Here is a 12,940-nt window from a genome sequence, read left to right on the forward strand (position 1 = left end):
TGTCACAGCTGGTCGCAGTTTTCTGTAGGAGCGGCCTTGCGTCGCGAAAGGGCTGCGCAGCAGCCCCGAAGATTTCTGCATGGGGCCAAAGTATTGGGGCCGCTGCGCGCCCCTTTCGCGACACAAGGCCGCTCCTACACAAACGAAGTGGTTTGCCTGGAGGCATAGGTCTTTTCAGGAGCCTGCGCTGACGGCTCAGGGCAGTGGCGAGAACGGCGAGCGACTTTCGGCGTTTTGCAGTTCCAGCAGATACCTGCGGAAGATCTGCCCGAGCACCTGGGTTGCGTGTTCGAGTTCGTCGCGGGGCATCTGTTCGGTGACTTCGTCGGCAAGGTCGAGCGCATCTTCAGCGCCGTTGACCGCGGCCATTTTCAGCAGGATATAGGCCTGCACGTTGTTGGCCTTGACCCCTTCGCCGCGATAAAACATCGAGCCGAGGCGGTATTGCGCCTGGGCGTTGCCTTGCAGCGAGGCTTTTTCGAACCACTTCAGGGCGCTTTCGAGGTTGCGCGGCGTGGCACTGTAGTAGAACTCGCCGAGTTCGTACTGCGCCGAGGCGTCCCCGCTTTGTGCCGTCCGCTCGCAGGCCTTGAGGGCGTTCTCCAGGTCCTCTGGTGCCACGTTCAGCGTGCAGCGCCCCGTCGCCGGAATCAGCAACGAGTTACCGCCCTCTGCCAGGGCCAGCAAAGGCTGAAGAAGCAACAGGCAGCCCAGGGTCAGGGCGCGGCCGGTGCGGTTCATGGGGATCGACTTACCTCTGCAAAACTGCGACCAATGTCTCTGGTGGCACATTATGGGATAAGCAGCGCCAACCTTACAAAGTTTTACTGACATTTCTGCAAGGGCGGCGCGAAGCACAGGGCTGTGACGTGCATCACAGCCCTGCCTGGCGGGCTTACTTGAGCTTGGCGAACGCGCGTTCGGCGGCATCCAGGGTGATCTGCAGCTCCTTGTCGCCGTGGGCGATGGAGGTGAAACCGGCCTCGAATGCGCTCGGCGCCAGGTACACGCCACCTTCGAGCATCAGGTGGAAGAAGCGCTTGAAGCGCTCGGCGTCGCTCGCCATGACATCTTCAAAGGTGACGATGTCGTCAGCGCCGCTGAAGTACAGGCCGAACATTGCACCGGCCTGGGTGGTGACGAACGGAATACCGGCAGCATCGGCGCGCTGTTGCAGGCCATCGAGCATACGGCTGGTGAAGTCGGTCAGCTCGGCATGGAAACCTGGGCGGCTGATCAGGCGCAAGGTGGTCAGGCCTGCCGCCATGGCCAGTGGGTTGCCCGACAAGGTGCCGGCCTGGTACACCGGGCCCAGCGGGGCGATGCAGCCCATGATTTCACGCTTGCCGCCGAAGCAGCCGACCGGCATGCCGCCACCGACAATTTTGCCGAAGGTGGACAGGTCCGGGGTGATGCCGTAGTGGCCCTGGGCGCCGCCCAGCGAAACGCGGAAGCCGGTCATCACTTCATCGAAGATCAGCACCACGCCGTGTTTGTCGCACAGGCTGCGCAGGCCTTCGAGGAAGCCCGGCGCCGGGGGCACGCAGTTCATGTTGCCGGCAACCGGCTCGACGATGATGCAGGCGACGGTCTGGCCGACTTCGGCCAGGGTCTTTTCAACCTCGGCGATGTTGTTGAACGGCAGCGTCAGGGTGTGCTTGGCAAAGTCTGCCGGCACCCCGGCCGAGCTCGGCACGCCTTGGGTCAACAGGCCGGAGCCGGCTTTTACCAGCAGGCTGTCGGAGTGGCCGTGGTAGCAGCCTTCGAACTTGATGATGGCGTCACGGCCGGTGTAGCCGCGGGCCAGGCGGATGGCGCTCATGGTGGCTTCGGTGCCGGAGCTGACCATGCGCACCATTTCCATCGACGGCACGATCGAGCAGACCAGGTCTGCCATTTCGGTTTCCATGGCGGTCGGGGCGCCGTAGGACAGGCCGTGCTGCAACTGGTTGCGCACCGCATCCAGCACCTCGGGGTGGCCGTGGCCGAGAATCATCGGGCCCCAGGAGCCGACATAGTCGACGTAGCGCTTGTCGTCTTCATCGATGACGTAGGCGCCTTCGGCGTGCTTGAAGAACAGCGGCGTGCCGCCGACGCTCTTGAAGGCGCGCACAGGCGAGTTGACGCCACCGGGGATGTGTTTCTGGGCTTGGGCAAACAGGTCTTCGGAACGGGACATGGAATTTTCTCTTTGAATCAGCAAGCGAACAGGGCGTTGAAGGCGCGGGCGCGGCGGGTGACTTCCTGCGCGCTGTCGGCACCGAACAAGCCGTGGATCACCGCCAGCAGGTCGGCGCCGTGGGCGACCAACGGGGCGGCGTTGTCGAGGGTGATGCCGCCGATCACGGCGATCGGCAGGCGAACCTGGGCGCGGGCCTGCTCCAGCAGGTCAAGGCTTGCAGCCGGTGCGCCCGGCTTGGTTACAGAATTGAAGAAGCGCCCGAAGGCGACGTAGTTTGCCCCCTCGCTGGCGGCCTGCCGGGCCAGCTCAAGGCTGGCGTGGCAGGTGGCGCCGATCACCGCGTGGCGGCCGAGCAGGGCGCGGGCTGGGGTCAGCGGGCCGTCGGTCTGGCCCAGGTGCACGCCCACGCCCAGGCGCGCGGCCAGTTCGGCGTCGTCGTTGATGATCAGCTGCGTGCCGTAGCGTTCGCAGAGTTTCATCAGGGCTTCTGCTTCACGCAGCCGGCGCGCCGCATCGTCGCCCTTGTCGCGGTACTGCAGCAGGCACACACCGCCTGCCAGCGCCGCTTCGACGTGGGACAAAAACCGGCCGGCGAGCAGCTGGCTGTCGGTGATCGCATACAGACCGCGGAGCGTCATCGGGGTGGCCTCGTGTCAGGAACAGAAATCCAGGGGCAGGCGGCGCGGCACATACTGGCCTTTGCCCAGTTGCTCGGCGTCGCGCAGGGTTCGCCAGGTGTAGTCCAGGGCACTGCGCACTGCGCTTTGCAGTTGCTCGCCGTGGGCCAGGCGGCCGGCCAGGGCACTGGCCAAGGTGCAGCCTGAACCATGGTAGCTGCCCGGCAGGCGCTGGCAGGTCCAGGTGTGTTGCTCGCCATTGCGGCTGTACAGGCGATTGTGGATTTCGTCCTCGTCGCCGTGGCCGCCGGTAATCAGCAGGTGCCGGCAGAAGCGCAGCAGTACTTCGGCGCATTCATCGGCCGTGCCCTCGGGCAGTTCGGCCAGGATGCGCGCTTCGGGCAGGTTCGGGGTGGCGATGGTCGCCAGTGGCAGCAGGCGCTCACGCACCGCGTAGCCCACTTCATCCTTGCCCAGCCGGCCGCCGCCACCTGCGCGCAGCACCGGGTCGCAGACCAGTGGCAGGTGCGGGTGGGCGGCAAGCAGTTCGGCGACGGTATCGACCATGGCGATCGAACCGAGCATGCCGAGCTTGACCGCAGCCACCGTGGAGTCGGCCAGCACGGCATTGGCCTGGGCCAGCACCCACTCGCGGTCGAGCACACGGAAGTCGGAGACGTTGACGGTATCCTGCACGGTCAGGGCGGTTACCGCGGGCGCGGCATGGCAGCCTTGGGCGAGCAGGGCTTCGATATCTGCCTGCAGCCCGGCGCCACCACTGGGGTCGTGGCCGGAGAGACAGAGGACAACGGGGCGGGAGCTGTAGGTATTCATGGTCGGCGAGCTTATCACCAAACCCTTTTGCGCGGCTCGGTCGCCGCGCAAGAGTTGCTGATCGCGACGTCAGGTAACGTGCCAGGAGGGGCTGTAAATGGCTGGCTAGAGCCTTCAGGGGCAAATTGCGCGGCCTCTCGGCTGATGCCTGGAAGCTATGCTAGAGTGCGCGCACAAATCGATAACGGGTTCTGCCGGCTTACGTCGTCTCAAAAGGAAAGGAGGCCACCGCGACGCAACTGGACTGACCATGCTGGGGCTGTATGCGCTATCTGCTGATTTTGCTTTTGGGCTGCTTGCCCCTGTTCGCTGGGGCGGTCGATTTCGACGACGCCACCGGGCGCCTGCCGCTTGGGCGGCACATGCAGGTCTTCGAGGATACCGACGGCAGCGCAAGCATCGCCCAGGTCAGCTCGCCTGCGTTCGCCAGCCGCTTCCACACGCACCCCTACGAGGTGCTCAACGCCGGCTACTCCAGCTCGGTGTTCTGGTTGCGCATCGACCTGCACTACCTCGCCACGGCCAACGCCACCGCGCGCCAATGGCTGCTGGAACTCGCCTACCCGCCGCTCGATCACCTCGAACTCTATCTGCCCGACCCGCAGGGCCAGTACCGCCTGACCCAGCGTACCGGCGACGCGCTGCCGTATGCCAGCCGGCAGATCCGCCAGAACAACTACCTGTTCGAGCTGCCCATGACGCCGGGCGAGGAAACCACGGTGTACCTGCGCCTGCACAGCGAGGGTTCAGTGCAGGCGCCGCTGACCTTGTGGTCGCCCGAGGCCTACATGGAAGACCAGCCCACGCGCCTGTATGTGCTGGGCATGATCTACGGTGTGCTGTTGGTGATGCTGGTGTACAACCTGTTTATCTTCCTGGCCGTACGCGACGTCAGCTACCTGTACTACATCCTTTATATCGGCTCGTTCGGCCTGTACCAGGTGTCGGTCAACGGCGCCGGCATTGCCTATTTCTGGCCGGACAACCCCTGGTGGGCGAATGCCTCGACGCCGCTGTTCATTGGCGCTGCCGGGTTGTTTGGCTGCCAGTTCGCCCGCCACTTCCTGCAGATGAACCGGCTCAGCCGTGCCTTCGACCGGCTGTTGCTGGGTTTGATGGCAGGCGGCGCGCTGGTGATGGTGCTGGCGGTGACCCTGCGCTACGGCGTGGCACTGCGCATGGCCACGGTGCTGGCGCTGCTGTTCACCGTCGGCATCTTCAGCGCCGGGCTTTACGCCTGGTGGCGTGGGCTGCGGGTGGCGCGCTGGTTCATCATTGCCTGGAGCGCGTTCCTGCTTGGCGGGCTGGTCAATACCCTGATGGTGCTGGGCTACCTGCCCAACGTGTTCATCACCATGTACGCCAGCCAGCTTGGCTCGGCGCTTGAAGTGGCGCTGCTGTCGCTGGCGCTGGCCGACCGCATCAACAGCCTGCGTGACGAACAGGCGCGGACCCTGCGCGAAACCGGCCGCACCCTTGAGCAGTTGAACCAGCAACTGGCGCACAGCAACCGCCTCAAGGACGAGTTCCTGGCCACGGTCACCCACGAACTGCGCACCCCGATGAACGGCGTGATTGGCTCGTTGGAGCTGCTGCACACCTTGCCGATGAGCGCCGAGCAGGCCCAGTACCACCGCACCGCCACAGGCTCGGCGCAAGACATGATGACCATGGTCGACGACATTCTGCTGCTCACCGAGCTGCAGGCCGGGCGCCTGCGCAAGCATGGCGTGCCGTTCAGCCTGCGCCGCTTGTTGCAGGAGCTGCGCGCAGGCTACGCCGGCCAGGCCTTGGCCAAGGGCCTGTACCTGAGCCTGGACCTGCCGGCGGAGCTGCCCGACAACCTGATCGGCGACCCGCAAAAACTGGCCCGCTGCCTTGCCTGCCTGGTGGACAACGGCCTCAAGTTCACCCATCAGGGTGGCGTTACCGTGCAAGCGCGCGGGCGCCTCACCGGGCCACAGACGCTGGCCTTGTGCATCACCGTCAGCGACAGCGGCATCGGCTTCGAAGACCTCGACCAGGCGGTGCTGTACCAGCGTTTCTACCAGGTTGATGGGTCGATGACCCGGCGCTATGGCGGCCTGGGTATTGGCCTGTCGATCTGCCGGCAAATGGGCGACCTGATCGGCGCCACGCTGGCCCACGAATCGACGCCGGGCCTGGGCAGCCGCTTCGAGCTGAGCCTGAACCTGGCGCTGGCCAAGGCGCAGATGCCGGCGGATCGGCTGAGCAAGGGTGTGCAGGGCGGCTGAGCATTAGTCCGTTTTGTCACTTTGACGGGGCGGATTGCAGTGCTTCACTGGATGTCCAGGCATGACCTGAACCAGGAGGCCCGCCATGAACCTGCATCAGTTCGCTGAAACCCACGAAGTCAGCAACCAGCCGCCACCGCTGGACGGCGCCAACCTCTACCGCCTCGACCTGCCCCTGCAGGAATGGGTGCGGCGCTGTGGGGCCGGCTGGGCCGAGTCGCGCATCGATGCCTACGGTGCGCTGGCCGGTGGCCCGCTGATGGACGCAGGGTTTCTGGCCAATGCGCACAAGCCCGAATTCAGTAGCCACGACCGCTACGGGCACCGCATCGACCTGGTGACGTTTCACCCGGCCTACCACCAGCTTATGCGCACTGCCGTCGAGCATGGCCTGCCGTCGCTGCCTTGGGCCGAGCCGCGCGCGGGCGCCCATGTCGCCCGCGCGGCCATGACCTACCTGCACAGCCAGGCCGAAGCCGGCAGCGGCTGCCCGCTGACCATGACCTTCGCGGCGGTGCCGGCGTTGCGCCTGCAACCGGAGCTGGCCGGCTACTGGCTGCCCAAACTGCTCAGCCGCGAGTATGACCCACGCAACGTAGGGGCCCAGCACAAGGCCGGGGTCACCTTCGGCATGGCCATGACCGAGAAGCAGGGCGGCACCGATGTGCGCGCCAACACCACCCGCGCCTACCCGGTGGGCGCCCCCGGCCCGGCGCAGCCCTACGAGCTGGTGGGGCACAAGTGGTTCTGCTCGGCGCCGATGTGCGACGCCTTCCTGACCCTGGCCCAGACCGACAAAGGCTTGAGCTGCTTTTTGCTGCCGCGCCACCGCCCTGACGACCAGCGCAACCAGTTCTATATCCAGCGCCTGAAGAACAAGCTCGGCAATTGCTCCAACGCGTCCAGCGAAGTCGAGTTTCGCGGCGCGCTGGCGTGGATGGTCGGTGAAGAAGGCCGCGGTGTGCCGACCATCATTGAAATGGTCGGCATGACCCGCTTCGATTGCATGGTCGGCTCCAGCGCACTGATGCGCCAGGCCCTGACCCAGGCAGCGCACCACTGCGCGCATCGCAAGGTGGGCGGGCGCCTGCTGGCCGAGCAGCCGTTGATGCAGAACGTGCTTGCCGACCTGGCACTCGAAAGCGAGGCCGCGCTGGCGCTGAGCCTGCGCATGGGCCAGGCGCTGGACCAGCCCGACGACCCGCAGCAGGTGCACTTTGCCCGGCTGGTCACCGCGGTGGGCAAGTACTGGGTGTGCAAGCGCGCCCCGGCGATGATCAACGAGGCCGCCGAATGCCTGGGCGGCGCGGGGTATGTCGAAGACAGCATCCTGCCGCGCCTGTACCGCGAGGCGCCGGTCAACTCGACCTGGGAAGGCTCGGGCAACGTGCAGTGCCTGGATGTACTGCGCGCCCTGTCCAAAGAGCCCGGCGTGTTGGATGCGCTGTTTGCCGAACTGGGCGATGGCCACGGCGACCCGCGTCTGGCAGCGTTCATCGGCAACCTCAAAGGGGCGTTTACCGACACCGCCGACCTGCCTTACCGCGCCCGCCAGTTGACCGAAGACATCGCCCTGGCGCTGCAGGCCAAACTGTTGCTCGAAGCCGGAAATGCCACGGTCAGTGATGCGTTCATCTCCAGCCGGCTGGCCGGTGGTGGCCGGGCGTACGGCGCGCTGCCACGCGGGGTGGATGCCGAGGCACTGGTGGCGCGTGTTACACCGCTGTAATTACCTGCTCACGCCTGTGTAGGAGCGGCCTTGTGTCGCGATGGGCTGCGCAGCAGCCCCAGGATCTGCGTATCGCGCAAAATTGCCGGGGCCGCCTCGCAGCCCATCGCGGCACAAGGCCGCTCCTACATGATCACGCTCTGGCGAGCACTTTACGGGGGTGTATTTACCTTGCAACGCAGGCAAGATGGCTGTCATGCATGTCTGAAGACAGGATACCTAGCGTGAGCCAAGCGTTTGAAGTCGTTACTACCCCTGAACAGGCCGTCGACCGTCTGGCGGCCCTGCATGAACAAGCCACCGGTGCCCTCAGCCAGGCGCTCAAGCGTTACCTCAAGGACCGCACCGAACCCGGTGAAGACGAGCGCGCGCTGTACCGCTACCCGGCGCTGCGCCTGACCTACTTCAGCCAAGGCGAAGTGGCCGCCACCACCCGTGCCTACGCCAAGGTGCAAGTGGCCGGCACCTACAGCGTCACCGTCACCCAGCCCGCTGCATTTCGCGGCTATCTGCTCGAGCAACTGCGCCCGCTGATGCATGACTACACCGTCACCGTCGAAGTCGGTGTCAGCGAGCAGAACATCCCGTACCCCTATGTGGTCGATCAGGGCGACGAGCTGGCCGGCAGCGGCATCACCGCCGCGCAGCTGGCGCGGGTATTCCCCAGCACCGACCTGTCGGCGGCCACTGACAACATTGCCGACGGCCTGTACGACTGGGAAAGCGCCGAAACCCTGCCGCTGGCGCTGTTTGACGCCGCCCGCACCGATTTCTCGCTGCGCCGCCTGGTGCATTACACCGGCAGCGACTGGCGGCACATGCAGCCGTGGATTCTGCTGACCAACTATCACCGCTATGTCGACCAGTTCATCGCCCATGGCCTTGAGCAACTGCGCGATGACCCGCGCTTCGTGCGCATGGTGCTGCCCGGCAACGTGGTCATCGAAAAGGCCATGGACAACGGCGAGGCCCAGGCACTGGTTGCCGGTGTGGTCTGGCACCGCTACCAGATGCCGGCCTACCACTTGATCGCCGCCGACGGTGACGGGGTCACTTTGGTCAACATCGGCGTCGGCCCTTCCAACGCCAAGAACATCACCGACCACTTGGCCGTGTTGCGTCCGCACTGCTGGCTGATGATTGGCCACTGCGGCGGCCTGCGCCAGTCGCAGACCATCGGCGACTATGTGCTGGCCCACGCCTACATGCGCCGCGACGGTATTCTCGACCGCGTGGTGCCGCCGAACATCCCCATCCCGGCGCTGGCCGAGGTGCAAATGGCCTTGCAGGAAGCGGCGGCGCAAGTTACCGGCGAGCGTGGCGAGCAGTTGAAGAAACGCCTGCGCACCGGCACCGTGCTGACTTACGACGACCGCAACTGGGAGCTGCGCTGGGCCCAGGAACGGCCGTTGATCAACCTGTCGCGTGCCGTTGCGGTAGACATGGAAAGCGGCACCATCGCCGCCCAGGGTTATCGCCTGCGCGTGCCGTACGGCACGTTGTTGTGTGTCTCCGACAAGCCGCTGCACAGCGAGATCAAGCTGCCGGGCTCGGCCAATGCGTTCTACAACCGCGCGGTCAGCCAGCACCTGAAAATCGGCATCGCGGCGCTGGACCTGCTGCGTACCGAGCTCAACTCGCTGCACTCGCGTAAACTGCGCAGCTTCGATGAGCCGCCGTTCCGCTGAGGACCCATGCCCCTGCCTCCCCGCAACACCCCGCGCCGCCCGGCGGCGCGTCCTGCCGGCCCACGGCGCCAGCCCAAGGCGCCGCCGGCCGAGCCACGCCTGATCCTGTTCAACAAGCCGTTCGACGTACTCACCCAGTTCAGCGACGGCGAGGGCCGCGCCACGCTCAAGGACTACGTCGATATCCCCGGTATCTACCCGGCCGGGCGGTTGGACCGCGACAGTGAAGGCCTGCTGCTGCTGACCAACGACGGGCGCCTGCAAGCGCGCATCGCCGACCCCAAGCACAAGCTGGCCAAGACTTACTGGGTGCAGGTGGAGGGCGAGCCGAGCGCCGAGCAGGTGCAGCGGTTGCGCGAGGGTGTCGAGTTGAACGACGGGCCAACCTTGCCGGCCGAGGCGCGCGTGCTCGATGAGCCGCAGCTATGGCCGCGCAACCCGCCGGTACGTTTTCGCAAGAGCGTGCCGACGGCGTGGCTGGAGCTGGTGATTCGCGAAGGGCGCAACCGCCAGGTGCGGCGCATGACCGCTGCGGTCGGGCTGCCGACCTTGCGCCTGGTGCGGGTGAAGATTGGCGACTGGACCCTCGACGGCCTGGACCAAGGCTGCTGGCGCGAAGTGCCGGCCACGCTCTGACTTGCCACAGCGGCTGGCCCCGGCCTCTGTAGGAGCGGCCTTGTGCCGCGAAAGGGCTGCGTAGCAGCCCCAATATCGCGACTTCATGCAGTATCGCCGGGGTCGCTACGCGCCCCGTTCGCGGCACAAGGCCGCTCCTACAGAGGGGCGCGATAGCGCAGGGATACGGCCCTGGCGGGCTTACACCCCTTCGATAAAGCCCACCACCACGCTCTTGATGATGAACGCCAGCACCCCCAGCCCGAGCACAAAGAACAGGATCATCGTGCCGAAGCGCCCGGCCTTGGACTTCTTCGCCAGGTCCCAGACGATGAAACCCATGAAACCGATCAGTACGGTGACCAGGATGATCATCATCCATTCTTCGAATACGGCGGGATCCATCTGTTCGCTCCGGGCAGGTTGAAAACCCGATCATACGCCGGGCGGCAGGTGATTCAACGCAGGTGGGTCAATGGCATCTCGGTACTGGCCAACACCTGGTTCAGCACAAAGCTCGAACGCACGCTGGTTACCCCTTCGATGCGCGTCAGGCTGCCGAGCAGCAATTTCTGGTAATGGTCCATGTCTGGCACCACCACTTTCAACTGATAGTCGGCGTCCATCCCGGTCACCAAGCTGCATTCGAGCACCTGTGGCAGGTTGCGGATGGCCGCCTCGAACGTCTCGAAACGCTCAGGGGTGTGCCGGTCCATGCCGATCAGCACATACGCGGTGAGGCTCAACCCCAGCTTCTTGCGGTCGAGCAGCGCCACCTGGCGCGAGATATAGCCGTCGTCTTCGAGCTGCTTGACCCGGCGCGAGCACGGCGAAGGCGACAGGCCGATGCGCTCGGCCAGTTCCTGGTTGGAGATGCGCGCGTCGCGCTGCAATTCGGCAAGAATGCTCAGGTCGTAGCGGTCGAGCTTGCTCATGAAAGGGGCCTTTTCTATACGGATTGCGGTGAATTATCGAACCTGAGTGAAAAATTGCGCAAGTGCTATTTATCAGAGCAATCTTCGCAATCCTGTGCTGGCGCCTGTGGCCTATCTTTAACACCAGAATCACTGCCCGGACATCAGTCCACGGCGACGCGCCCCAGGCGGGCGGTCGCGGCTAGCGAACCGATCGGTTTTGCAGCCCCCGGGCTACGCACTGTCCAGAAGACGGTACGAGGTGAGCCGGTGTCACAAGCGCCGAGCACGGACAACATTTCCCGAAGGGAGGCCGCAAGGCCTCCCTTTTTTCATGCCTGCGCCACGGCCTTGCGCGGTAGACTGGCGGCCTGCAGGTTTTCCATAGCGAGGCAAAACATGAGGTCGCGCATCTGGCAGTTGGCAGGTGTTGGTCTGCTGGGCCTGGGCATCAGCCTGGGCGCGTTGGCCCAAGGGCCGGGCGACGGTCCACAGGACCCCAATGCAAATGGCAATGGTGGGCGTGGCTCGCCGCTTAACTCGCGCGATGAAGTGCGCCAGACCCAACCGCCGCGCCAAGGCTATTACCAGGATATCCCCCGGCGCCCCGGCGAAAATCGCCAATGGCAGGCCGGCGGCCCCGATCAGCGCCACGGCGGCGAATGGGCCGGGCGCCCGGACGGCCACGGTAATGGCTGGGGGCCGGGGCCGCAGTATCGGCCGGGCCACAGCATCGACCGTTTCCCTGAGCGTCCATGGAAGGTGCCGTACCGGGGCCAGGAGTATTACTACTCCGGCGGCTACTGGTATCGCCCCAATGGCGGCAGCTATATCGTGGTAAACCCGCCTTATGGGGTGCGGGTGAGTTACCTGCCGTCCTATGCGCGGGAAGTCTGGTCGGGCGGGGCGTTGTTCTTTCTGGTGGCCGACACCTGGTACCAGTACCAGTCGAGCAGCCAGGAGTATGTGGTGGTCAGCCCGCCGGTGCAGGCGCCAGCGCCGCTGCCAGTGCAGCAACAAGGCAACAGCTATGACGTGGTCGCCTACCCGATGTACGGCCAAGGCCCCGAGCAGCAGGAGCAGGACCGCTTCCAGTGCCACCGCTGGGCCGTTAGCCAGTCTGGCTTCGACCCGGCCACGGCCACCTACGCGCCACCGGCCAACGTCGCCGACAACTATCGGCGCGCCCTCGGTGCCTGCCTGGGCGGGCGCGGTTACAGCATCAACTGACGGCTACACGGGGTCGGCGTGCACCATCACATCGGCCCGCGGGTAGCGCTCGCGGATTGCCGCCGAGGCCTGCACGCACAGCTCGTGGGCCTGGTGCAGCGGCAGGTCGCCGGGCAACTCCAGATGCAACTGCACGAACCAGTGGCTGCCCGATACCCGGCTGCGCAAATCGTGCACGCCTTGCACCCCAGGTATCGCCAGCACCATTTCGAGCATGCGCTCGCCAATATCGGCGGGCAGTTCCTGGTCCATCAGGATCGCGGTACTTTCCCGGGCGATTTGCAGCGCGCTCCAGAGGATGTACACGGCGATGCCCAGGCCGAACAGCGCATCCAGTTGCGGCCAGCCAAAACGCGCCAGCACCAGTGCAAGCAGAATGCTGCCGTTGAGCAGCAGGTCGGAGCGGTAATGCAGCGAGTCGGCGCGCACGGCGGTGGAGCCGGTGAGGCGGATCACCTTGCGCTGGAACGCCAGCAAGGCCACGGTCAGCACCAGTGACAGCACCATCACGCCGATGCCGGCCGCCGTGTCGCCCAAGGGTTGCGGCGCCTGTAACCGCTGCACCGCCTGCACCCCGATCAACACCGCACTGACGCCAATGAACAGCGCCTGCGCCATGCCGGCCAGGGCCTCGGCCTTGCCGTGGCCAAAGCGGTGGTCGTCATCGGCCGGGCGCAATGCGTAATGCACCGCGAGCAAATTAAGGAATGACGCGACCGCATCCAGCGCCGAATCGGTAAGCCCGGCCAGCAGGCTCACCGAACCACTCAGCCACCAGGCGATGGCCTTGGTCACCACCAGGATGCTCGCCACCGTTAGCGAGGCGCGGGTGGCCAGGCGCAGCAGGCGTTGGTGTTCGGCGCTGACGGTCATGCT

At 65.5% G+C, this 12,940-nt stretch carries 12 protein-coding genes; 5 read left to right on the forward strand and 7 right to left on the reverse strand.

Going from position 1 to position 12,940, the window contains the following annotated elements; genetic code table 11:
• Nucleotides 1–195: 195 nt before the first annotated feature.
• The 4 genes from HU719_RS15270 to HU719_RS15285 all read right to left on the reverse strand — a co-directional run bounded on the left by HU719_RS15270 (nt 196) and on the right by HU719_RS15285 (nt 3,633).
• Nucleotides 196–741, reverse strand: coding sequence for a tetratricopeptide repeat protein (locus HU719_RS15270; RefSeq protein ID WP_186519172.1), 546 nt, complete (start codon nt 739–741; stop codon nt 196–198).
• A 154-nt stretch (nt 742–895) separates the two neighbouring features.
• Nucleotides 896–2,179, reverse strand: a complete 1,284-nt coding sequence (gene hemL, locus HU719_RS15275; protein WP_186519174.1) for a glutamate-1-semialdehyde 2,1-aminomutase — start codon at nt 2,177–2,179, stop codon at nt 896–898.
• Nucleotides 2,180–2,196: 17 nt separating this feature from the next.
• Nucleotides 2,197–2,820, reverse strand: a complete 624-nt coding sequence (gene thiE / locus HU719_RS15280; protein WP_186519176.1) for a thiamine phosphate synthase — start codon at nt 2,818–2,820, stop codon at nt 2,197–2,199.
• A 15-nt stretch (nt 2,821–2,835) separates the two neighbouring features.
• Nucleotides 2,836–3,633 (reverse strand): hydroxymethylpyrimidine/phosphomethylpyrimidine kinase, encoded by a 798-nt coding sequence (locus tag HU719_RS15285; RefSeq protein WP_186534753.1) that lies wholly within the window; start codon nt 3,631–3,633, stop codon nt 2,836–2,838.
• Nucleotides 3,634–3,896: 263 nt separating this feature from the next.
• Here HU719_RS15285 and HU719_RS15290 point away from each other — a divergent pair, with 263 nt between their 5' ends.
• The 4 genes from HU719_RS15290 to HU719_RS15305 all read left to right on the forward strand — a co-directional run bounded on the left by HU719_RS15290 (nt 3,897) and on the right by HU719_RS15305 (nt 9,941).
• Complete coding sequence (locus tag HU719_RS15290; protein WP_186534754.1) at nt 3,897–5,888, forward strand: sensor histidine kinase; 1,992 nt, start codon at nt 3,897–3,899, stop codon at nt 5,886–5,888.
• Nucleotides 5,889–5,973: 85 nt separating this feature from the next.
• The gene (locus HU719_RS15295) at nt 5,974–7,617 is read left to right on the forward strand and encodes an acyl-CoA dehydrogenase family protein (RefSeq protein ID WP_186534755.1); all 1,644 of its coding nucleotides are present in this window, start codon (nt 5,974–5,976) and stop codon (nt 7,615–7,617) included.
• 200 nt (nt 7,618–7,817) lie between these two features.
• Nucleotides 7,818–9,305: an AMP nucleosidase gene (amn, locus tag HU719_RS15300; protein ID WP_186534756.1), complete on the forward strand. Its 1,488-nt coding sequence runs from the start codon at nt 7,818–7,820 to the stop codon at nt 9,303–9,305.
• Between the two features lie 6 nt (nt 9,306–9,311).
• A complete protein-coding gene (locus HU719_RS15305; RefSeq protein WP_225917239.1) occupies nt 9,312–9,941 on the forward strand; it encodes a pseudouridine synthase in 630 nt (209 codons plus the stop codon).
• Between the two features lie 180 nt (nt 9,942–10,121).
• Here HU719_RS15305 and HU719_RS15310 read toward each other — a convergent pair whose 3' ends face one another.
• Nucleotides 10,122–10,325 (reverse strand): DUF2788 domain-containing protein, encoded by a 204-nt coding sequence (locus HU719_RS15310; protein ID WP_186519186.1) that lies wholly within the window; start codon nt 10,323–10,325, stop codon nt 10,122–10,124.
• A 53-nt stretch (nt 10,326–10,378) separates the two neighbouring features.
• Nucleotides 10,379–10,855: an Lrp/AsnC family transcriptional regulator gene (locus HU719_RS15315; protein WP_016712159.1), complete on the reverse strand. Its 477-nt coding sequence runs from the start codon at nt 10,853–10,855 to the stop codon at nt 10,379–10,381.
• A gap of 378 nt (nt 10,856–11,233) precedes the next feature.
• Here HU719_RS15315 and HU719_RS15320 point away from each other — a divergent pair, with 378 nt between their 5' ends.
• The gene (locus HU719_RS15320) at nt 11,234–12,064 is read left to right on the forward strand and encodes a DUF6515 family protein (protein ID WP_186534757.1); all 831 of its coding nucleotides are present in this window, start codon (nt 11,234–11,236) and stop codon (nt 12,062–12,064) included.
• Nucleotides 12,065–12,067: 3 nt separating this feature from the next.
• On the opposite strand, the gene HU719_RS15325 is transcribed toward HU719_RS15320, so the two are convergent.
• The gene (locus HU719_RS15325) at nt 12,068–12,937 is read right to left on the reverse strand and encodes a cation diffusion facilitator family transporter (protein WP_186534758.1); all 870 of its coding nucleotides are present in this window, start codon (nt 12,935–12,937) and stop codon (nt 12,068–12,070) included.
• Nucleotides 12,938–12,940: the final 3 nt, after the last annotated feature.

The sequence above is a fragment of the Pseudomonas farsensis genome (assembly GCF_014268805.2).
GTDB lineage: Bacteria > Pseudomonadota > Gammaproteobacteria > Pseudomonadales > Pseudomonadaceae > Aquipseudomonas > Aquipseudomonas farsensis.